The sequence below is a fragment of the Streptomyces sp. WM6372 genome, assembly GCF_001279655.1.
GTDB lineage: Bacteria > Actinomycetota > Actinomycetes > Streptomycetales > Streptomycetaceae > Streptomyces.
Genome location: NZ_LGDB01000183.1, coordinates 59,880 through 81,579, shown reverse-complemented (window position 1 = coordinate 81,579; position 21,700 = coordinate 59,880). Strand labels below are relative to the sequence as shown.

18 protein-coding genes and 1 pseudogene are annotated in these 21,700 nt (G+C 72.3%); 7 read left to right on the top strand and 12 right to left on the bottom strand.

Annotation, left to right across the window (positions count from 1 at the left end):
• Window position 1 precedes the first annotated feature (1 nt).
• From xdhB to ADK52_RS17890, 11 genes and pseudogenes are all read right to left on the bottom strand, one after another.
• Window positions 2-2,404 (bottom strand): xanthine dehydrogenase molybdopterin binding subunit, encoded by a 2,403-nt coding sequence (xdhB, locus tag ADK52_RS17935; RefSeq protein WP_053690827.1) that lies wholly within the window; start codon window positions 2,402-2,404, stop codon window positions 2-4.
• Window positions 2,401-3,894, bottom strand: coding sequence for a xanthine dehydrogenase small subunit (locus ADK52_RS17930; protein WP_053690826.1), 1,494 nt, complete (start codon window positions 3,892-3,894; stop codon window positions 2,401-2,403). The genes xdhB and ADK52_RS17930 overlap by 4 nt, the downstream gene beginning before the upstream one ends.
• A gap of 491 nt (window positions 3,895-4,385) precedes the next feature.
• Window positions 4,386-4,997, bottom strand: a complete 612-nt coding sequence (locus tag ADK52_RS17925) for a TetR/AcrR family transcriptional regulator (RefSeq protein WP_053690825.1) — start codon at window positions 4,995-4,997, stop codon at window positions 4,386-4,388.
• A gap of 121 nt (window positions 4,998-5,118) precedes the next feature.
• The gene (locus ADK52_RS17920) at window positions 5,119-5,979 is read right to left on the bottom strand and encodes a 3-hydroxybutyryl-CoA dehydrogenase (protein WP_053690945.1); all 861 of its coding nucleotides are present in this window, start codon (window positions 5,977-5,979) and stop codon (window positions 5,119-5,121) included.
• A 142-nt stretch (window positions 5,980-6,121) separates the two neighbouring features.
• Window positions 6,122-6,364, bottom strand: a complete 243-nt coding sequence (locus ADK52_RS44510; protein WP_267887279.1) for an acyl-CoA dehydrogenase family protein — start codon at window positions 6,362-6,364, stop codon at window positions 6,122-6,124.
• A gap of 115 nt (window positions 6,365-6,479) precedes the next feature.
• Window positions 6,480-7,250: pseudogene (locus tag ADK52_RS17915) on the bottom strand (acyl-CoA dehydrogenase family protein); the annotation flags it as partial.
• A 72-nt stretch (window positions 7,251-7,322) separates the two neighbouring features.
• Window positions 7,323-8,459 carry an acyl-CoA dehydrogenase family protein gene (locus ADK52_RS17910; RefSeq protein ID WP_053690824.1) on the bottom strand — a complete coding sequence of 379 codons (1,137 nt, stop codon included), beginning with the start codon at window positions 8,457-8,459 and terminating at the stop codon, window positions 7,323-7,325.
• A gap of 107 nt (window positions 8,460-8,566) precedes the next feature.
• On the bottom strand, window positions 8,567-10,642 hold the full coding sequence (locus ADK52_RS17905) for an acetate--CoA ligase family protein (RefSeq protein ID WP_053690823.1): 2,076 nt from the start codon (window positions 10,640-10,642) through the stop codon (window positions 8,567-8,569).
• Between the two features lies 1 nt (window position 10,643).
• A complete protein-coding gene (locus ADK52_RS17900; protein WP_053690822.1) occupies window positions 10,644-10,835 on the bottom strand; it encodes a ferredoxin in 192 nt (63 codons plus the stop codon).
• Complete coding sequence (locus ADK52_RS17895; RefSeq protein ID WP_078988418.1) at window positions 10,832-12,145, bottom strand: NADH-ubiquinone oxidoreductase-F iron-sulfur binding region domain-containing protein; 1,314 nt, start codon at window positions 12,143-12,145, stop codon at window positions 10,832-10,834. The genes ADK52_RS17900 and ADK52_RS17895 overlap by 4 nt, the downstream gene beginning before the upstream one ends.
• A complete protein-coding gene (locus tag ADK52_RS17890; RefSeq protein WP_159045970.1) occupies window positions 12,142-12,621 on the bottom strand; it encodes a hypothetical protein in 480 nt (159 codons plus the stop codon). The genes ADK52_RS17895 and ADK52_RS17890 overlap by 4 nt, the downstream gene beginning before the upstream one ends.
• Before the next feature lie 422 nt (window positions 12,622-13,043).
• On the opposite strand from ADK52_RS17890, the gene ADK52_RS17885 reads away from it, so the two are divergent.
• The 7 genes from ADK52_RS17885 (at window position 13,044) to ADK52_RS17855 (ending at window position 21,271) form a co-directional block, all read left to right on the top strand.
• Window positions 13,044-14,204, top strand: a complete 1,161-nt coding sequence (locus ADK52_RS17885; RefSeq protein WP_053690820.1) for an aromatic ring-hydroxylating oxygenase subunit alpha — start codon at window positions 13,044-13,046, stop codon at window positions 14,202-14,204.
• Window positions 14,205-14,370: 166 nt separating this feature from the next.
• Entirely contained in the window at window positions 14,371-15,501 is a 1,131-nt protein-coding gene (locus ADK52_RS17880) for a polyamine ABC transporter substrate-binding protein (protein WP_053690819.1), read from the top strand.
• A gap of 1 nt (window position 15,502) precedes the next feature.
• The gene (locus ADK52_RS17875) at window positions 15,503-16,405 is read left to right on the top strand and encodes an ABC transporter permease (RefSeq protein WP_053690818.1); all 903 of its coding nucleotides are present in this window, start codon (window positions 15,503-15,505) and stop codon (window positions 16,403-16,405) included.
• Window positions 16,402-17,352 carry an ABC transporter permease gene (locus ADK52_RS17870; protein WP_053690817.1) on the top strand — a complete coding sequence of 317 codons (951 nt, stop codon included), beginning with the start codon at window positions 16,402-16,404 and terminating at the stop codon, window positions 17,350-17,352. The genes ADK52_RS17875 and ADK52_RS17870 overlap by 4 nt, the downstream gene beginning before the upstream one ends.
• 4 nt (window positions 17,353-17,356) lie before the next feature.
• Window positions 17,357-18,463: an ABC transporter ATP-binding protein gene (locus ADK52_RS17865; RefSeq protein ID WP_053690816.1), complete on the top strand. Its 1,107-nt coding sequence runs from the start codon at window positions 17,357-17,359 to the stop codon at window positions 18,461-18,463.
• 83 nt (window positions 18,464-18,546) lie between these two features.
• The gene (locus tag ADK52_RS17860; protein WP_053690815.1) at window positions 18,547-19,860 is read left to right on the top strand and encodes a flavin monoamine oxidase family protein; all 1,314 of its coding nucleotides are present in this window, start codon (window positions 18,547-18,549) and stop codon (window positions 19,858-19,860) included.
• The gene (locus tag ADK52_RS17855; RefSeq protein ID WP_053690814.1) at window positions 19,853-21,271 is read left to right on the top strand and encodes an aminobutyraldehyde dehydrogenase; all 1,419 of its coding nucleotides are present in this window, start codon (window positions 19,853-19,855) and stop codon (window positions 21,269-21,271) included. Before ADK52_RS17860 ends, ADK52_RS17855 begins: the two co-directional genes overlap by 8 nt.
• 70 nt (window positions 21,272-21,341) lie before the next feature.
• On the opposite strand, the gene ADK52_RS17850 is transcribed toward ADK52_RS17855, so the two are convergent.
• Window positions 21,342-21,623 carry a hypothetical protein gene (locus ADK52_RS17850; protein WP_053690813.1) on the bottom strand — a complete coding sequence of 94 codons (282 nt, stop codon included), beginning with the start codon at window positions 21,621-21,623 and terminating at the stop codon, window positions 21,342-21,344.
• Between the last annotated feature and the right edge of the window lie 77 nt (window positions 21,624-21,700).

Below are 21,700 nucleotides of genomic sequence, written 5' to 3'. Positions count from 1 at the left end.
GTCAGGCATTGCTCAAAGCGCTTGCGTCGGCGGGGACCTCGCTGCCGTCGGGGACGCGTCCGTCGTGCCGCCGCGCTCCCCCCTCGCGGGCCGCTTCGATCGCCCAGTACACCGCCTCCGGTGTCGCGGGGGAGGCGAGCTCCACGCTGACTCCGGAGGGTCCGAACTCCGCGGCCGCCTGCCGCAGCGCTTCCCGCACCGAGAAGGCCAGCATCAGCGGAGGCTCACCCACCGCCTTGGACCCGTACACCGCACCTTCCTCGGTGGCGTTCTCCAGCAGCCTGACGTTGAACTCCTCGGGCATCTCCGAGAAGCTCGGCAGCTTGTAGGTGCTCGCCGCCTGCGTCAGCAGCCGACCGCGGTTCGGCCCGTCGCCGGCGTCCCACCGCAGGTCCTCCAGCGTGAGCCAGCCCGCGCCCTGCACGAAACCGCCCTCGACCTGACCGATGTCGATCATCGGGGAGAGGCTGTCGCCGACGTCGTGCACGATGTCCACCCGCCGGATCCGGTACGCGCCGGTGAAACCGTCCACCTCCACCTCGGTCGCGGAGGCGCCGTAGGAGAAGTACTTGAACGGCGAGCCCTGGAACGTCTTCGCGTCCCAGTGCAAGCCCTCGGTCCGGTAGAAACCGGCCGCCGACAACTGGACCCGCTGGAAGTACGCGGTGCGCACCAGGTCGTCCCAGGCCAGTGCCTTGTCGTTGCCGAGGACGCGTGCGACGCCCTCGACGATGCGCACGTCCGAGGCGTTCGCACCCAGCTGGGTTCCGGCCACCTGCAGCAGCCGCCCGCGCAACTGCTCGCAGGCGTTCTTCACCGCCGCACCGTTGAGGTCCGCCCCGGCACTGGCGGCGGTCGCGGAGGTGTTGGGCACCTTGTCGGTACGCGTCGGGGCCAGCCGCACCTTGTGCAGCGGGATGCCCAGCGTGGTCGCGGCCACCTGAAGCATCTTGGTGTGCAGGCCCTGCCCCATCTCGGTACCGCCGTGGTTGATCAGGACCGAGCCGTCCTTGTAGATCAGCACCAGTGCGCCGGCCTGGTTGAAGGCGGTGAGGTTGAACGAGATGCCGAACTTGATCCCGGTGATCGCGAGCGCCCGCTTGGTGTTCGGATGCGCGGCGTTGAAGGACGCGATCTCGCGCTTGCGATCGGCGATGGCGGCGTCGTTCCGAACCTGCTGCCAGATGACCGAGATCCGCTCGGGGTGGAGAACCGGCTGTCCGTACGGCGTCGATTGGCCCTGCCGGTAGAAGTTGCGTTCGCGCAACTCCATCGGATCCAGGCCGAGCAGCGGCGCGCACCGGCCCATGATGTCCTCGATCACCAGCATGCCCTGCGGTCCGCCGAAGCCGCGGAAGGCGGTGTTGGAGACCTTGTTGGTCTTGGCGATGCGACCGGCGATGCGCGCGTGGGGAATCCAGTAGGTGTTGTCGATGTGGCAGAGTGCGCGGGCCACCACGGGCTCGGACAGGTCCAGGCTCCAGCCGCCGTCCGCCGTCAAGGTGGCGTCCAGGGCCTGGATACGGCCCTCGGCGTCGAAGCCGATCTTCCACGTGGCGTGGAAGCCGTGGCGCTTGCCGGACATGGTCAGATCCTGGGTCCGGTTGAGCCGCACCCGAACGGGCCGGCCGGTCAGCCTGGCGCCGAGCGCGGCGACGGCCGCGAACCCGTGCGGCTGCATCTCCTTGCCGCCGAAGCCGCCACCCATCCGCAGGCACTGCACGGTCACCTCGTGGCTGTGCAGGCCGAGGACGTGCGCGACGATCTCCTGCGTCTCCGAGGGATGCTGGGTGCTGCTCTGGACGAACATCTGCCCGCCCTCGTCGACGTGGGCCAGCGCCGCGTGCGTCTCGAGGTAGAAGTGTTCCTGATCGGAGAACTGGAACTCGCCGGTGAACACGTGCGCGGAGTCGTCGAAGCCTGCATCGACGTCACCGGTCAGCATCAGAGGCCGGGCGCCGTGAAAACTCTCCGCCGCGATCGCCTCCTGGAGCGTGATCACGGAAGGCTTCTCGTCGAGCTCCACCTCGACGGCCGCCGCACCGAGCCGGCCCGCCTCCAGGGTCTCGGCGAGCACCCAGGCGACGGCGTGGCCGTGGAACATGACCTCATCGGGGAACAGCGGTTCGTCGTGCTTCATACCGGCATCGTTGACGCCGGGAACGTCGGCACCGGTCAGTACGCGGACCACACCGGGCACGGCGAGCGCGGGCTCGGTGCGCAGCGCGGTGATCCTGCCGTGGGCCTTCATGACCTGGACCGGGTAGGCGTGCAGTACGTCCTTGGTGCGGTGGACCAGGTCGTCGGTGTAGAGTGCGGTGCCGGTGACGTGCAGGTTCGCGCTCTCGTGCGGCATGGAAACGCCGACGACGGGCATTTCGGGGCGCTCGGACAGATGACTCATGACGACACCGCCTCGGTGGTTCGCGCGTACAGCTTCAGCAGGCTCTGGCCGAGCATCGCGGAGCGGTAGCCGGCGCTGGCGCGGTGATCGTCCATGGGCGTGCCCTGGGCCCGCAGCACCCGGGACGCGGCCTCGACGGTCTCCGCCGCCCACGGCCGGCCCTCCAGGGCCGCCTCGGTGGCGAGGGCGCGGATCGGGGTGGCGGCCACGCCGCCCAGGCCGATGCGTGCCTTGCGCACGATCCCGTCTTCGATGTCGAGGGCGAAGGCGACCGCCACGCTGGAGATGTCGTCGAAGCGCCGTTTGGCGATCTTGTGGAAGGCCGCGACGGGCGACAGCGGCAGCGGGACGCGCACCGCGCGGATCAACTCGCCGGGCCGGCGCACGCTCTGCCGGTAACCGGTGAAGTAGTCGGAGAGGGGGACCTCGCGCTCACCGTCGGCGCCGGCGAGTACCACCGACGCCTCCAGCGCGAGCAGCACCGGCGGGCTGTCACCGATGGGGGACCCGGTACCCAGATTGCCGCCGAGGGTGGCGCTGTTGCGGATGAGCCGGGATGCGAACTGCGGGAACAGTTCCGCCAGCAGCGGGACGCTGCCGTCGAGGCGGCGTTCGATCTCCGTGAGCGTCTGCGCCGCCCCGATCTCGATGTGGTCGGATTCGACTCGCATCTCCCGCAGTTCGGGCAGACGGTCGACCGCGACCACGCAATGCGCCCGGCGGGAACGGATGTTCACCTCCACGCCCCAGTCGGTGCTTCCGGCGACGACCGCGGCGTCGGGCCGCTCGCGCAGGAGCCGCAGCGCATCGGCGAGGGTGCTCGGCCGCAGGAACGTGCTGTCGTCCCGGGTGTATTCGGTGGGGACCGGTTCGGGCGGGGACTGCTCGCGACGCCGCGCCAGGGGGTCGTTCTCGGTGGGCGTGCCGACGGCGAACGCGGCATCGCGGATCGGGCGGTAGCCGGTGCAGCGGCACAGGTTTCCGCTCAGCGCGTGCAGATCGAAACCGTTCGGACCGTGCTCGGTGCCGGTGCCGGTGCCGGTGCCGGTGGCGGTCTCGGTGTCGACGGCCGGGTCCGCGTGCGCGCAGCGGTCGGGTCGGTAGTACTCGGAGGCCATGCTGCAGATGAATCCCGGTGTGCAGTAACCACACTGGGAACCGCCGCGAACGGCCATCTCCTCCTGTACGGGGTGCAACGCGGCCGGCGTGCCGGGCGCGCCGGCGGTGGCGAGACCTTCGGAGGTGACGACCTCCTGACCGTCGAGCGCCGCGACCGGGACCAGGCAGGCGTTGACCGCCACCCAGTCGGTGGGCTTGTTCACCCCGGGACGGGCCACCAGGATTGAACAGGCGCCGCATTCACCCTCGGCGCAGCCCTCCTTGGTGCCGGTGAGGCCGCGCTCGCGCAGGAAGTCCAGCACCGTGGTGTGGGGTGCGGCCGGTGAAATCGGTGCTTCTTTCCCGTTGACCGTGATCCGCGCCGCTACCACGGCGCACTCGCATTTCGGCGCGCGGTCGATGTGACTGTCCAAGTCGCCATTTTCAGGAGCTTTCTCTTTCGGTGGTCGCAGCTCGATAACCCCGAGCGCGACAAATCGACACGCAACGACGTGCCGTGGAGGGTGACAGAGAGGGGAGGGTCCCGGGGCCACAATCGGGCACGCCGGGAAGAGGGCTGCTCAGCAGCCGTGTGCCACACGACCGGGAGCCCAGGCGATCTGGTGTGCGAGGCGAAGCAGCACGGAGATGGTCGACATCCGGCTTCGCCCCCTTCCAGTCGTGGCTCGCGCGTCGGTGCGGTCGAAGTTACGTCGCCGCAGGTTCATCGGTCAAGCGTCTGTAGGTCGATCCCACGAACGCGGGCCTCTTCGAAGGGCGGGTATTCGTATGCGCAACCAGTGGAGGAGCCGCCCCCTCGGTCCCCCTGCCGAAAGGCGCCGCGGTAGTGGAGCGGGAGGTGGCCCGGGCGCGGACCTCGCCGTCACACCTCCGGGAAGACCGGCGCGACCCCGAGGGCCGGGGCGATGGCCTGCCAGATCGTCGACCGGGCCGTCGCGAGGTCGACCCGGGGGTCGTCCAGCATCAGGCGGATGCCCAGGCCGTCGCACAGGGCCAGGATCAGCGTGCTGACGGCGGCGACGTCGCACGGGGTGAACTCGCCCGAGTCGATGCCCCGTTGCACGGCCCCGCCGACCCAGGCGTGGAGCTGGTCGTACAGGTCCACGGCGAGGTGACGGGCCGTCTGATCGCGCTGGGCGCGCACCCACAGCTCCTGCCAGAGCTTCCAGTCCTGACGCAGGTCCGCGTCGCTGGGCAGCATGCTGCCCAGGATGCGGGCCAGGACCACGGCGGCCGGCGCCGCGTCACCGCCCTCCTCGGCATCCGTGCCGGTCTGGGCGAAGGAGTGCGTCATCGCCTCGGCGAAGAGCTTCTCCCGGGTGTCGAAGTGATAGTGGAGCAGGGCCTTCGAAACCCCGGCGTGCTCGGCGACCTTGCGCATGCTGACGTTCTCGAAGCCGATGTCGGCGATGACTTCGCACGCGGCCGTGAGGATGCGCTCGCGCGTCTCCAGTGCACGCTCGGCCTTGGTCACGTTGGCTGCTCCCCGTGTCGGCGCCCGCAGGGCGGGTGGGTGGTCGGGTCTGGCTGCCGGGCCGCCAGACCATCATCTTCGCTCATCGGGCCCCCGGGCTCCGGCCGTCCGGGCGCGGTGGTCAGGGGTACGTGTGGAAGCCGCGGCCCGTCTTGCGGCCGAGCAGGCCCGCGTCCACCATGCGGGCCAGCAGCGGCGGCGGGGCGTACAGCGGCTCGCGGTACTCCGCGTACATCGACCGGGCGATGGCCTGGACGGTGTCCAGCCCGATGAGGTCGGCCAGCGCGAGCGGCCCGAGCGGGTGGGCGCAGCCCAGTGTCATGCCCCGGTCGATGTCCTCGGCCGACGCCGTCCCGGACTCGGCCATGCGCACCGCGGCCAGCAGGTACGGCACGAGGAGCGCGTTCACGATGAATCCCGCCCGGTCCCGGGCACGGACGACGTGCTTGCCCAGCACCTCGGAGGCGAAGGCGCGTGCGCGCCCGGCGGTCTCCTCGGAGGTGAGCAGGGACGGTACGAGCTCAACGAGGGCGAGCACCGGGACGGGGTTGAAGAAGTGGAGTCCGACCACCTGCCGGGGCCGCGAGGTGGCGGCCGCGAGCCGGATGACGGGGATGGAGGAGGTGTTCGTGGCCAGCACGGCGTCCGGGCGCTCCACCACCCGGTCGAGCCGGGCGAAGACCTCCAGCTTGGCCCGCTCGTCCTCGGCCACGGCCTCGATCACGAGGTCCCGGTCCGACATCAGGGCCATGTCCGTGGCCATCGTGATCCGGCCGGCCGCGGCGTCCCGTTCGCCCGGGGTCAATTTCCCCGCGTCCGCGGCACGCGCCAGGGAGCGGGTGATCCGCTGGAGGCCGGCGTCCGCGGCCGTCCCGCTCGCCTCCACCACCACGACGTCCCGGCCGGCGCGGGCGCAGATCTCGGCGATGCCGGATCCCATCAGGCCGCATCCCACGATCCCGACCCGTTCCACATCGGCCATCGGTTCTCCCTCCACGTACTCGGTGTACTCGATCGGTTCGGACACGGCGGCGGTCCGGGCCCGGCATCGAACCCGGACCGCCGTACGGTCATGCGGTCATGCGGTCATGCGGTCATGCGGTCATGCGGTCATGCGGTCACGGTCACGCGGAGCACGGCATCCGCAGCACGCCCGTGCCGCGCTTGACCAGTTCACCCGCGATGATCAGGCGCTGGATCTCGGAGGTGCCCTCCCAGATGCGGTCGACGCGCAGTTCGCGGTAGAGGCGCTCGACGGGGTACGAACGGTCGTAACCGCGGCCCCCGAAGATCTGCAGGCACCGGTCGATGACGCGACCGGAGGCCTCGCTCGCCGCCAGCTTGGCGATGGCCGCCTTGGCGTGCAGCGTCTTGCGGTTGATCAGGCCCTCGTCGACCTCCCAGGCGACCTGGTGGGTTGCCCTGGATCAGCTGGAAGTCGGCGATCGGGGAGCCGAACTGGCGGCGCTCCACCGCCCAGTCGCGGGCCAGTTCCAGGGCCCGTTCGGCGGCGCCGATCGTCCGGGCGGCGATCATCAGCCGCTCCTCGGTGAACCAGGACCGCGTGATGTCGTAGCCGTTGCCCACCTCCCCGAGCACCGCGTCCGCGGCCACGTGCACGTCGGTGAAGGTGAACTCGGGGTGCTCGTAGACGAACGTGTGCATCCAGCGCGGCACCCGGGTCATCTCGATTCCCGGAGTGTCCTTGTCGACGAGGAACAGGGTCGGCGCCCGCTCTTCCCCGGCGGCGGCGAGCACGATCATGAAGTCCGCGTGGTCGCCGACGGTGACGAACCACTTCTCTCCGTTCAGCACCCAGCCGCCGTCGGTCCGCGTCGCTGTGGTCCGCAGGCTCTGCGGGTCCGAGCCCGCCTCGGGCTCGCTCACCGCGTAGCAGTCGCGCCGCTGCCCCCGGATCACGGGGACGAGGTAGCGCTCGCGCTGCTCGGGCGTGCAGAAGGACAGGGCGTTGGCCGGCCGCCACACCATGTCCCACAGTGCGCCGGTCAGCCGTCCGAGCTCCGCCTGGACGGTGACCTGCTCCAGGATGGTGAGCCCGGCGCCGCCCCATTCGGCGGGCATGTTGACGGCCTGCAGTCCGCTGTCGAGGACGGCGTCGCGGATCTCGGTGTGGGCCTGCGGGGGCAGGCCGTTGTTCTCCTCGCAGTCGAGCTCGTACGTCGTGATGAACTCGGTGAGGGCGCGCGCCGAGTTCTTGAGCTCTTCCTGACGGGCGGTGAGGCGGAAGTCCATGTCTGTCGGTCCTCGTGGTCGTGGTTGCGGGGCGGGGCTGGTGGCGGAAGGGGACGTGGGGGATGCCGGACGTCAGGCGCCGGGCAGTGCGAGGGCCCGGGTGCCGCGCTTGATGAGCTCGTTGGCGATGATCAGGCGCTGGATCTCGGAGGTGCCCTCCCAGATGCGGTCGACGCGCAATTCCCGGTACATGCGCTCGACCGGGTACGAACGGTCGTAGCCGCGGCCGCCGAAGATCTGCACGCAGCGGTCGATGACCCGCCCCGCGGCCTCGCTCGCCGCGAGCTTCGCCGTCGACGCCTTGGCGTGGAGGGTCTTGCGGTCGGTGTGAGGCTGGTCGGCTTCCCAGGCGACCTGGTGGGTGTAGGCGCTGCCCTGGATCAGCTGGAAGTCGGCGATCGGGGAGCCGAACTGGCGGCGCTCCACCGCCCAGTCGCGGGCCAGTTCCAGGGCCCGTTCGGCGGCGCCGACCGTCCGGGCGGCGATCATCAGCCGCTCGTCCGTGAACCATTCCTTGGTCAGCTCGTACCCGTTCCCGACGCCGCCGAGCACGTCCTCGTCGGGGACGAAGACGTCGGAGAAGGTGAACTCGGGATGCCCGTTCACCGCGGAGTGCATGAACCGGGGGACGCGGGTCATCTCGACGCCCGCCGCCCGCTTGTCCACGAAGAACAGGGTGGCGGCCCGCTCCGGCCCCGCATCGGCCTGCACGAGCAGGAAGTCCGCGATGTCACCGCAGGTCACGAACCACTTCTCGCCGTTCAGCAGCCAGCCGCCGTCGGTACGGGTCGCCGTACTGGTGCACGAGCCCGGGTCGGAGCCCGCGCCGGGCTCGGTCACCGCGAACGCGTCGAACCGCTCGCCCCGGATGACGGGGAGCAGGTACTTCTCCCGCTGCTCCCCGGTGCCGTGGGCCAGGACGTTCGCGGGCCGCCAGGGGATGTCCCAGAGGCAGTTGGTGACCTTGCCGAACTCCTCCTCGACGATGACCTGGTCCAGCAGGGTGAGGCCGGCCCCGCCCCATTCGGCGGGCATGTTGATGGCGTAGACACCGGCCTCGATGGCGGCGCGGGTCAGTTCGCGGACGGTGGCGGAGGGCAGTGGCCCGCCGGCCTCCTCGGACTGGTCCTCGTACCTCATCAGGAGCCGCGCGTAGGCCGCGGCACGGGCCTTGAGGTCGGCCTGCTCGGGTGTGTAGCGAAAGTCCATGATGTGCTCCGGGACGCGTAGGGGTGCGGACGGAAGGGACCGGGGACGTCGGGGGTGGGCCAGGGTGGTGGGGGAGGGACGTGTACGGCGGGCGGCCGGTACGGCGCTCAGGCCAGGACGGCCCGCGCGTCCAGGGCGAGGGCCCCGTCCGGGCGCACCAGCAGGGGGTTGACCTCCAGCTCGGCGATCTCCGGATGTGCGGCGGCGACCGTGGTGATGCGTTCGATCACTGCGGCGGCCGCGGCCACGTCCACGGCCGGCCGGCCGCGGACGCCCGCCAGCAGCGCGGCGGTCCGCAGGCCGCGCAGCAGTTCCCCGGCACGCCGGGCAGGTACGGGCGCGAGGGCGAAGGCGACGTCCCGCAGGGTCTCGGTGAGGACCCCTCCGAGCCCGACCAGGGCCACCGGCCCGAACCGCGGATCGCGGTTCACGCCGACGATCAGCTCGATGCCGTCGGTCAGGTCGGCCATCGCCTCGACCGAATAGGAGGGCGCGCCGAGCCGGGCGCGCATGTCCCGGTAGGCGGCGAGGAGCGCGTCCCGGTCGGCCAGGCGCAGCGCGACGCCCCCGGCGTCGGACTTGTGCAGGACGTGCAGGGCCTTGAGCACGTACGGGCCCTCGAACTCCGCCGCCGCGGCCAGCAGTCCGGCCTCGTCGGCGATCTCGCGGGCGGGCGGGAACGGCACGCCGGCGGAGTCGAGCAGCGCCCGTACCCCGTGGTACCCCGTGTCCCGCAGCGGCGCGCCGGGATCCGGCAGCGGAAGGAGCCCCGGTGCGCCCGCGGCCCCCCCGGCGGTCATCGCCGCGAGCGCGCGGGCGGCGTCCTCGGTCGCCGCGAACACCGGTACCCCGGCCTCGGCCAGCAGCCGGCAGCTCGGCGATCGCGGATACATCGACTGCACGACCAAGGGCTTCGGGGCCGCCGCGAGATGGGTGACGATCTCCCGGGCGGCCCGCGACTCGCCCTCCGCGAGTACGGACCCGCCGGCCGGGCCGCGGCCCAGGCCGCCGTCGGAGGCGGCGTACCCGCCGAAGTAGCCCGTCATCAGGACGGCGTCGACCTCTTCGGCGGCGAGCAGTTCCCCGACCGTGTCGGCGTACGAAAGGGGGTCCTGCTCGCCCATCCCCGCGAGGTCGACCGGATTGCCGACCGCGGACTGCTCCCACAGCACGGTCCGCAGCCGCCGCTGCACCGGCGCGCCGAGTTCCGGCACGTCGAGTCCGGCGTCCTCGGCGGCGTCGGCCGCGATGGCGCCGTGGCCGCCTCCGTCGGTGAAGACCGCGGTCCGGCGGCCCCTCGTAGGCGCCCGGGACCCGGCGCCCAGGGCGGCCAGTACGACCGTCATCTCCCGTGGCGTGTGCACGAGTTCCACCCCCGCGTCCCGGCAGGCGGCGGCCACCACGTCGGCCGAGGTGGTGAGCGCCCCGGTGTGCGACTGAGCGCTGCGCGCGGAGGCGGTACCCCGGCCCGCGGTGAGCAGGACGACCGGTTTCCCGGCCACCGCGGCGGCCCGGGCGAAGGCCCGCCCGTCGCCGAAGTCCTCGGCGTACACGGCGATGGCGGAGGTGGCCTCGTGGCGGGCGCAGTCCTCGACGAGGTCGACGAGGGTGACGTCGGCCTGGTTGCCGAGGGAGACGAACCGGGAGAAGCCCAGGCCGTGCGGGGCGCAGCGGAGTTGGAGTTCGAGGGCGAGGTTGCCGCTCTGGCTCAGCAGGGCGACGCCGCCGGGTGCGAAGCGGTCGGAGGCGAGGTACAGCTCGGTCGTGTTGTCCGCGATGCCGAGGCAGTTGGGGCCGACGAGGACGGCTCCGGCGGCCCTGACGCGTGCGGCGACCGCTCGCTGCCGGGCCAGTCCGGCCGGGCCGGCCTCCGCGAAGCCCGCGGTGATGCCGACGATCGCCTTCGCCCCGCAGGCCAGGGCGTCGTCGACGGCTGCCTCGAAACCGGCGCCGGGGACGGAGATCACGACCAGCTCGACGGTTTCGCCGATCGCGGCGAGGGAGGGCGCCGCGGTCCGGCCCAGGACGGTGCCGCCGCGCCGGTTCACCAGGTGCACGGGTCTGCGATGGGGGGCCCGAAGGGCCTGGGAGGCCACGGCGTGTCCGTACTTCGCCGGATCGTCGCTGGCGCCGACCACGGCCACGGAACCGGGATCGAAGAGGGCGGTCAGGTCGCGTCCCACGTCACTTCTCCACTCGGAGGGCGGCGTTGGGGCAGCTGTCGGCGCAGGCGCGTGCGGATTCCTCCGCGGCGGGCGCGACGACGAGGGTGATGACCTCGGCATAGCCCCACTCGTCGAGCTCGACGAGGTCGGGTGCCTGTTCCTGGCACAGTCCGTAGCCCTGGCAGCGGGTGGAGTCCAACAGGAGTTTCACGGCGTTCCTTTCAGCACGGGCAGCGGAGCGGGGACGGTCACCGGGGCGCCGTGCGGGAGCGCTCCCGTGACCGCGGGCACGGCCACGGCGAGGCGCCCGTGGCCGCCCCCGGACGGGTCGGCGGCGCAGGCGGGGCACGCCGCGCCGAGGTGGGAGGGCACGGCCTCGGGAAAGGCGCGCAGGAGGCTGCCGGCGGTACCCGCGGCGGCGTCGAGGAGGCCGCACGCGCCGCGGCCGGGCAGGCCGTGCGACCACCGGGTCAGGTTCGCGGCGGTTTCGGGCCCGGCCGTTCCCGCGGCGAGCGCCCTCAGGGCGCCGTGGACCGCCGCGGTGCCCGTCACGCAGACGCCGCACTGCCGTGCGCTCTCGGCCGCGAGGTGGCCGACGGCCTCGGCCGCGACGGTCACCGGGCAGGTGCCGGGCGCGAGGAAGCGGATCGCTCCGCAGCCCAGTGCGGTGCCCGCCGCCCTCAGCGCGCCGGGTTCGAGGGGCAGGTCCAGGTCCCGGGCGCCGATGAGCCCTCCGAACAGCCCGCCCATCAGGGCCCCGGCGGCATCCGGGGTGCCGTGCGCGGCCGCCAGGGTGCGCAGGGGGACGCCGTAGGGGACTTCGGTGAGCAGCGGGGCTCCGGTCCCGCCGGACAGCGTCACCAGGGTGGAGCGGGCGATCCGCTGCCGCAGTCCGGGCCGGGCGGCGGTCAGGGCGATGCGGGCGAGCGTCTCGACGTTGGAGACCAGGGTCGGCGCGCCCCCGATGCCCCGCTCGAAGGGACGGGGCGGTTTGGCCGTGGGCAGCGCCGGGCCGCCGTCGATCCTGCGGACGACCGCGGTCTCCTCGCCGGCCACGTAGGTGTGGTCGGTCTCGACGACCTCGATGGGCAGGGGCGGCTCGCGTTCGGCGAAGGCCCGGCGTACGCGTGCGCCCGCTTCCGGGTCCGAGAGGTAGACGTAGCCGCGTACGGCCCCGGTGACCGCGGCGGCGCGGAGGAGCCCGTCGAGCACCAGGTGGGGCCGGGCCCGGAGCAGCCAGCGGTCCTTGGCCGAACCCGGCTCGCCCTCCTCGCCGTTGGCGACCACGACCGGGGCGCCGCCGCCCTCGCGGACGGCGCGCAGTTTGACGGCGGCCGGGAATCCGGCCCCGCCGCGGCCGCGCAGGCCGGACGCGTCGAGGTGGTGCAGCAGTTCGTCCGGGCCGATGGCGCCGTCGTAGCCGCCGGTGGCGCGGTACGCCTCCGCGCTTTCCGTCACGCCCGGATCCGTTCCGAGGACGGAGCCCGGCCGCCGCGCCGCCAGGAATCGGATCGTGGTCATCGGCTGCCTCCTGTCCGGGTGGGGGACCGCAGGGTGCGTACGGCACGCTCCAGTGCGATGCGGTCCCCGGTGGTGCGGCCGTATCCCGTTCCCGGGAGGCCGATGAGCATGCGGTGGTGGTCGAGGACCACCTCCGCGGCGAGCAGTGCGGCGGCCCGGTCGCCGGGGCGCGAGCCCTCGGCCACGCCGGTGACGAGGTCGGTGACCTCGGCCAGGTAGCGGAGCCAGCTGTGGCGGCTGCCCCGCAGGACCAGGCGCTGTACGCGCCGTCGTTCGGCGGCCACCTCTTCGGCGGCCACCCCCTCGGCGGCCACTCCTTCAGGGGCCGCCCTTCCGCCGGCCGTCCCGTCGGCGGCCGGGACCGGAGTCTTCCGTGCAGGCGGCGACGGGGCGCGCAGGGCGGCCACCGCCGTGGGCAGTTCCCGCTCCGGTTCGGGGGTGAGTCCGAGCCAGTCCAGACGCCGACGACCACTCATGCGTGCCTCCGGGGGATGGGTGCCGTCGCCGTGAGGCGGGACCCGGGAAAAGGGGGCCTGGGGGAGGTGACCGCCGCGCCGGGGACGCCGAGGTGCGCGGCGGGGAAGGGGAGGTGCGGGCCCGGGCGGATGCCGGGGCGGGCAGGGCTGCGTCCGGCCCGGGGACCAGGGCGAATGCGCGATGGCGCCGGAGCAGCGACGGGTGACACTTTGACTGACCGAGCGGTCAGTGACAACAATTACGCTAGCTGACCGATCGGTCAGGCCACAAGTCTTGACCCTGCGGAATCGAGCCATCAGTCTGGCTGTCCAATCGGTCAGCGAGGTCGCGGCGGAAGCCGCCACCCCTGCCCGCAGCTGGGTCGCCTCGACATCGATCGCCGACACCGATCGCCGCACGTACGGCACGGAGGAGTCACCCGATGCAGCACAGAGCCCCCCGAACGCCACTCGGCCCGCCTGGCCAGGACACCCCCGGGCCGGCCCTGTCGGCCCGCTACTACACCGATCCCGAAACGAGCGCCGCGGAGATGCGGCACGTCTTCGCCAAGTCCTGGCAGATCGTCTGCCACGAGTCCGACCTCCCGGACGCGGGAGCCCGGCTCTCCGCCACGGTCGCCGACCGGGAGGTCCTCGTCGTCCGCACCGAGGACGGAGGCCTGGCCGCCCACCTCAACGTGTGCCGCCACCGCGGAACGCGCCTGGTGACCGCCGCGGAACCGGCCGGCAAGGCGATCCGCTGCCCGTACCACGGCTGGACCTACCGGCTCGACGGAACTCTGGTCGGCGCCCCGGAGGCACGACAGATCCCCTGCCTGGACAAACCGAGCCTCGGCCTGTTCCCGGCCCGAGTCGAGTCCTTCCTCGGCTTCGTCTTCGTCAACCTCGACCCCGACGCCGTCCCGCTGGCGAAGAGTTGCGCGGGCCTGGCCGACGCGGTCGGCCACTACGCCGGGGCCGACCTCGTACCGGTCGGCCGCGCCCGCATCCACGACCTGGCCGGCGCCGAAGTGCAGGAGGCCAACTGGAAGGTGGCGGTCGACAACTACCTGGAGGGCTACCACGTCCCGGTCGCCCACCCGGGGCTGATGAGGCTGCTCGACTACCAGGGCTACACCTGCGACATCGACGAGTCCTACGCGCTGTTCAGCTCGCCGCTCCGCGACAAACCCTCCTCCAACTGGCCCGAACGCCTCTACCAGCGCGTCGCCGCCCCCATGCCGGGCCTCGCCGAGGCCGACCGCAGGGTCTGGCGGTATGCGGTGATCTACCCCAACACCCTCATCGACTTCTACCCGGACCACGTGCTGGCCTGGACCGCGATCCCGAAGGCGGTGGACAAGGTGGCGGTACCCGGCGCGTTCTACACCCGCCGCGGCACCGGCCTGCGCACCCGGCTGGCCCGGCGCCTGAACATCCACATCGGCTGGATCACCAACGACGAGGACGCCGAGCTGGTCGCCCGCGTCCAGAAGGGGCTCTCCACCCCGGAATTCGAACCCGGTCCCCTGTCCCGCCGCGAGTCGGCGGTCGGCTGGTTCGCCGGGCGCATCCGGGCCGACCTCGACGCCGCACAGCGGTGAACCCCGCCCGCTGACCGCCTACCGCCTCCCGCTGGCCGTCTACCGCCTCCCGCTGACCGCCTCCCGCCGAAGCGCGCCGCGAGTGCACCGCGCGCACGCGCCCCGCCGCACTGTCTGCTCCCCGCCGTCCCCGACGGCCGCGGGCCCCTACGGAGAGGACCCCCGAATGTCCCCCGAGGTACTTCCCCTGACCAGACGCTCCTTCCTCCGCGCCGGCGCCACCGCCGCCCTCGCCCTCACGTCGGCCGGCTGCGGATTCGCATCCGGCGACGACCCGGCCGCCGCGGCGACCGCGCACACCCCGATCGACGTCAAGATCGACGGCGACCTGGTCTACTTCAACTGGGCCGACTTCGTCGATCCGGCCGTCTTCGAGGGTTTCCAGAAGGAATACGGCGTCAAGGTCGTCCAGTCGAACTTCGACTCCATGGAGGGCATGGCCGCCAAACTCAACGCCGGAAACCGCTACGACATCATCTTCCCCACGGCGAAGTGGGCACAGCGCCTCACCGCCGGCGGCCGGCTCCGTACGATCGACCACACGCGGCTGAAGAACGCCGAGGCGGTGTTCGGCGGTTACGGCTACTTCGCCGACCCCTGGTACGACCCCGGCTCCGCGCACACCGTCCCCTTCACCATGTACAAGACCGGCATCGGCTGGCGCCGGGACCGCCTCGGCGAACTGACCGGTTCCTGGGGCGACCTGTGGAACGACCAGGTCAAGGGCAAGGTCTTCGTGCTCGACGACCGCGACGAGGTGCTCGGCATGGGCGCGCTCACACTCGGACTCGGCCTCTCCACCAGCGACCCGGCCGAGCTCGGACGCGTCACCGACACCCTGCGCACGCTCCGCCCCCGGCTGCGCGGCTATTCCAGCGACAGCTACAACAACCTGCTCAACGGCAACGCCGACATGACCCAGGCCTGGAGCGGGGACATGGCCGCCATGCTGGCCCAGGCCGAGGACCCCTCGGTCTTCGGCTTCGAGGTCGCCCGCGAGGGCGCCCCCGTCAACACCGACTGCTACGCCATACCCGCCAACGCGCAGCACCCCGGCACCGCGATGCTCTTCATCGACTACATGCTCCGCCCGGAGAACGTGAAGAAGAACATCGAGTACATCGGCTACCCGATGCCGGTCCGCGGCACCGAGGACGCCTACCAGGCACTCGTGGAACCCTTCCCCCAGTGCCTGGTGACCGCCGACGACCTGAAGGCGGACCTCTTCTTCCGCAACGGCACTGCGGCGGGCGAGCGGGCCCGTGACGCCGCCTGGACCGACGTGAAGGCCGGCTGACATGGCACGCGACGATCGATCCGCCGCGCCCCGTCCGGACCGGGGTCCGTCCGCGTCGGGTGCGCGCCTGTGGACCTGGCTCATGCTCCCCGGCACCCTGTGGATGACCGGCTTCCTGGTCGCCTCCCTCGTCCTGGTCGCCACCCTCGCGTTCGGCACCACCGACCCGCTGGGAAACCCGCGCTTCGGACTGGACTTCGCCAACATCACCGCCCTGGCCGACCCGGTCTACGCCACCGTCCTGCTGCGCTCCCTCGGCTACGCGCTCGTCACCTGCGTCATCTGCCTGGCCCTGGCCTACCCGGTGGCCTACACCATCGCGCTGTACGGCGGGCGCTTCAAGAACGTGCTGATCGCCGCCATCGTCGTCCCGTTCTTCGCCAACTACCTGGTGCGGATGTACGGCTGGTCCGTCGTCCTCTCCGACGACGGGCCGTTGCTCCGGGCCCTGCGTACGATCGGCCTCGCCGACGGGGGCACCAAGATCCTCCAGACCGGAGCGGGCGTCATCGCCGGACTCGTCTACGGCTTCATCGTGTTCATGATCATCCCGCTCTACGCGGCCCTGGAACGCATGGACACCTCGCTCATCGAGGCCGGACGCGACCTCTACGGCGGCCCCTTGCGGACCTTCTTCTTCGTCACCGTGCCCGCCACGCGGCAGGGCGCCGCCGCCGGCTGCGTCCTCGTCTTCCTTCCCGCCATGGGTGACTTCGTCAGCGCCCAGCTCATGGGAGGACCCGACCAGATCATGATCGGCAACCTGATCCAGGACAAGTTCTTCCAGGGCCAGAACTGGCCGCTCGGCTCGGCCCTGACCATGCTGCTGATGGCGGTCCTGTTCCTCGGGATGCTCGGCTACCTGCGGCGCACCCGCAAGGACGAGACGGAGGCGGCCCGATGACACCCCGCCAGATCTCGGGACCGGCAGTCCCGCAGCCCCTCCACGACACCTCCCCGCCCCCCGGTTCCCGGCCCGCGGGCGAGCCCGGCAGCCCCCGGCCGACGCGGCGGCGCGGCTTCCCCCGGCGCCCGCGGCGCGGCGTCGAACGACGGTCCCGCTTCGCGATCTCCGTCACCGCGGTCTTCTTCGCCCTCCTCTACCTCCCCGTCATCGTCGTCGTCCTCTTCTCCTTCAACGCGCAGAAGTCCCTGACCGTCTTCGACGGGCTGAGCCTGCGCTGGTACCGGGCCTTCCTCCGGGACGACGTCCTGCTCGATTCGCTCGGCATGAGCCTGCGGGTCTCCCTGGTCGCCATGGCCGGCTCACTGGTCCTCGGCGTGGCCCTGGCCCTCGGGCTCGTACGCGGCCGCAGCCGGCTCGGCTCCTTCGCCGGCCTGGTCATGCTCGTCCCGCTGATCACTCCGGAGATCGTCACCGGGGTCGCGGCGATGCTGCTCTTCAAGGGCACGGGCATCACGCTGTCCACCGGCACCGTGATGCTCGCCGAGATCACCTTCTCCATCTCCTACGTGACGGTCATCCTGCGCTCCCGCATCGCCGCCCTGAACCCGGAGGTGGAGGAGGCGGCGATGGACCTGGGCGCCACCCGCCGACAGGCACTGCGCCTGGTGACCCTGCCCGCTCTGCTCCCCAGCATCCTGGCCTGCGCCGTCCTGATCTTCGCCCTCGTCTTCGACGACTTCGTCCTCGCCTACTTCACCACCGGCGTCGATCCGCAGCCGCTGTCCGTACGCATCTACTCGGCGATCAGGTTCGGCGTGCAGCCCACCATCAACGCCGTCGGCACCCTGATGCTCGTCGGGTCCGTGGCACTCATCGTCCTCGCGCTCGCCATCCCGCGTCTGTTCGGCCGGCGCGGCGGCCTCGATCTGCTCTCCGGGAAGTGACCCCATGCAGCACCCGAATCCGCACCCGAATCCGCACCCGCACCCTGCGGTCCGGCTCGACCGGGTCGGCAAGCAGTACGCCGGCGCTGCGGACGCCTACGCCGTCCACGACGTCACCCTCGACATCGCCCCGGGCGAGTTCTTCTCCCTCCTGGGCCCCTCCGGCTGCGGCAAGACCACCCTGCTGCGGATGATCGGCGGGTTCGCCGATCCCACCGCGGGCAGCGTCCTGCTCGACGGCGAGGACGTCACCGGGCTGCCGCCCAACAAGCGCAACGTCAACACCGTCTTCCAGAGCTACGCCCTCTTCGACCACCTCTCCCTCGCGGACAACGTGGCCTTCGGCCTCAAGCGCAAGGGCGTGGCCCGCGCCGAGATCCGCGAACGGGTCGCCGGCATGCTCGACCTCGTCCAGCTCGGGCACCTGGCCGGCCGCAAGCCGCCCACCCTCTCCGGCGGCCAGCGCCAGCGCGTCGCCCTCGCCCGAGCCCTGGTCAACCGCCCCCAAGTGCTGCTCCTGGACGAGCCGCTGGCCGCGCTCGACCTCAAACTCCGCCGCCGGATGCAGGTCGAACTCAAGCAGATCCAGCGCGAGGTCGGCATCACCTTCGTCTTCGTCACCCACGACCAGGACGAGGCACTGACCATGTCGGACCGCCTCGCGGTCATGAACGAGGGCCGCATCGAGCAGTGCGGCACGCCGGAGGACGTGTACGAGCGCCCCACCAGCCGTTTCACGGCCTCCTTCATGGGCACCTCCAACCTCGTCCCCGGCACCTACCGCTCCGGCGAGGTCGTCCTGGAGCAGGGCCCCGCCCTGCCCGTCGGCCCCCGCCCCGGAGTCCCCGACGGCACCAGGGTCAGCGTCTCGATCCGGCCCGAGAAGATCTGGCTCTCCGACTTCGAGCCGGACATGGCCCAGGTGAGCGGCGTCGTCCGGGAGACCGTCTACGGCGGTGCGACCACCACCTACCTCATCGAACTCGCCCCGGGCGTGACGGTGTCCGTGCTGGAACAGAACACCGTCCGCGCCCGCATGGAGGACCGCTGGAGCGGGGGAGAGCGCGTCGAGATCGGCTGGAAGCCCGAACACTGCCTGGTCCTCGACTGACGGCCCGCGGCCGCGCCTCCTCCCGCGCCGGCCACGCCACCTCCTCCCCGCCGGCTTCCCGCACCGACCGAAGGAACACCCCAATGAACCACGACGTCATCGTGCTCGGCGCGGGCCTCGCAGGCCTCGCCGCCGCACGCGACCTTGCCGCGGGCGGAGCCGACGTCCTCGTCGTCGAGGCCCGCGACCGGGTCGGCGGACGCGTCGAGCAGACCCGGCTCCCCGACGGCCGCCTCGTCCAACTGGGCGGAGAAGTCGTCGGCCGGGCCCACACCGCCTACACGGACCTCGTCGCGGAACTGGGCCTCACCCTGGTCCCCAGCTACGTCGCCGAGCCCGGCGCCCTCGTCCGCGCCACTCCCGAAGGAGCCTCCGCCGGGGACCCACCCCACTGGTTCGGCCCCGGCGACGAGGCCCGCCACCACAAGGTCACCGCCGCCTTCGCCGAGCTCGCCCGTACCGTCGCCCCGGACGACCCCTGGTCCCACCCCGACGCCGCCGCCCTGGACCGGCACTCCGTCGGCGGCTGGCTCCGCGCCCAGGGCGCCACACCCGCCGTCGTACGCCTCTGGGAGATCGGGCAGCTCGCCCTCGCCGACGGCTCCTGCGAACGCACCTCCCTGCTCGCCGCCCTGCGCAAACACGCCTCCGTACCCGGCGCCGGACACTACGAGTACGAGGCCTGGGAGGGGCTGCGGGTCGCCGAGGGCTCGGCGACCGTGGCCCTGCGCATGTCCGAGGCCCTCGGCGGGCGGATACGGACCGGCTCCGCGGCCGAGGCGGTGACGGTGGCGCCCAACCGCTGCTCCGTACGCCTGGCCGGCGGCGAAACCCTGACCGCCGCGGCCGTCGTCAGCGCCCTCCCCGTCGGCCCGCTCCGATCGGTCGCCGTCACCGGGGTCAGCGAGGAGCGCCTCGCCTCCCTGCACCGCCAACGCCACGCCCTCGCCGCGAAGTTCACCGCCGCCTACGACACGCCCTTCTGGCGCGACCACGGCCTCAGCGGCCTCTCCGAAGGCGAAGGGGTCCTCGGCAGCACCTGGCCGCAGAGCGAGGGAATCCTCTCCGCCCTCGTCCCGCCCGAACGGTTCGGCGTCCTGCTGGGCACCCCGGCACACCTGCGCGGCCCCGAACTGCTGGCCGAGATCGCCCGCCTCTACGGCGACGCGGCGCACCACCCGCTCGCCACGTACCTGCGGATGTGGGGCACCGACCCCTGGACCCAGGGGTACGTCACCCAGTGGGCCCCCGGTGACGTCCTGGCGGTCGGCCCCCGCCACGGCACCCACGAACCGCCCTTCTACGTCTGCGGGTCCGACCAGTGGGTGGCCGGCTACATGGAGGGCGCCGTACGCACCGGACGCGACACGGCCGAGGAGGTGCTGTGCCGTGGCTGACCTTCCGCTCAACCACATCGGCGGCGAGGACCGGCCGGCCGCCTCCGGCGCGGTGATGGAGCTGACCGACCCCGCAACCGGCCGGGTCCGCGGTCACGCCCCGCGCTCCGGCCCGGCCGACACCGACGCCGCCGTCGCGGCGGCGACCGCCGCGTACGCGCACTGGTCCACGACCACCCCGGCCGTCCGGCAGCGCGCCCTGCTGGCCCTCGCCGACGCGATCGAGGCGCACGCGGGCGTCCTGACGGCGGCGGAGACCGCGGACACCGGCAAACCGCCACGGCTGTTCAGGGAAGAGGAACTGCCCGCGATCGTCGACACGGTGCGCTACTTCGCCGGAGCCGCCCGCAACCTCCCGGGCGCCGCCGCAGCCGAGTACACCGATGGCCGCACCTCCCTGCTGCGCCGCGAACCGGTCGGGGTCTGCGCCCAGATCACTCCCTGGAACTACCCGCTGATGATGGCGGCATGGAAGATGGCCCCGGCGATCGCCGCCGGGAACACGACCGTCCTCAAGCCCGCCGACACCACGCCTTCCTCGTCCGCGCTGCTGGCACGGATCGCCTCCGAACACCTGCCGCCGGGCGTGCTCAACGTGGTCTGCGGCGACCGCGACACCGGCCGCGCGCTCACCGCCCACCCCGACGTGGCCCTGATCGCCCTCACCGGCAGCGTGCGGGCGGGCCAGGAGGTCGCGGCCGCCGCGGCGGCCGGCCTCAAACGGGTCCACCTGGAGCTCGGCGGGAACGCCCCCGTCATCGTCCACGACGACGTGGACGTCGAGGCGACGGCCGCCGCCCTCGCCGCCGTCGCCTACTACAACGCCGGCCAGGACTGCACCGCGCCCACCCGGATCTTGGTCCACCACCGTGTGCACGACGTATTCGTCGCCGCTTTCGCCGCCTCCGCGCGGAAACTGCGCACAGGCCCTCCCGGCGAGCCGGGCGCCGACTTCGGACCCCTCAACAGCGCGGCCCAACTCGCGTCGGTACGGGCCCTGCTCGACCGTCTTCCCCGCCATGCGGAGATCGTCACCGGCGGTGCCCGTATCGCGCGGCCCGGCTTCTTCCACGAGCCCACCGTCGTGGCCGGCGTGCGCCAGGACGACGAGATCGTGCAGGAGGAGGTCTTCGGCCCCGTGGTCACCGTCCAGCCGTTCACCGACGAGGCGGAGGCCCTGCGCCTGGCCAACGACGTCCGCTTCGGACTCGCGGCCGGTGTCTGGACCTCGAACCACGACCGCGTCATGCGCGCGACCCGCTCCCTGCACACCGGCATCGTCTGGGTGAACACGCACGGCACCACCGTCTCCGAGATGCCCCACGGCGGTGTCAAGCACTCCGGCTACGGCAGCGACCTCTCCCTGTCCGGCCTGCTGGACTACACCCAGGCCAAACACGTCATGCTGTGAGCAGCTCCGGCCGGCGTCGGCGCAGGCCGTGGACCTCCGCGCCCCGAGACCTCTCGGGATGCGGCTTCGGTCAGTCGTCGCGCCCGTCGCGTTCGTCGCGTCCGTCGGTTCCGACCACGTAGGCGACGAGCGCGCCGGCGAGCACGGCCCAGGCCGCTGCGACGGGTCCTGCTGTGGTCCAGGCGAGGAGGCCGAGCAGCAGGGCGGTGAGGGCTCCGGTGGCGAGGGCTCGTGGGTCGGTGAGGAACCTCCAGTGCCTGCGTCCGCTGCCGGGCCGGCGGATTTCGGCGACCGCCGTCCTGATGACGAGGGCAGCCACCACCATGGCGATGCTGAGCAGGGTGATCGCCATGGCGTCTCCGATGCGGTCGGTGGTGCTGCGTGGCGGCCGGCTCTGCCGCGTTGCGCCGGCCCGTGAACCCTCCGCCG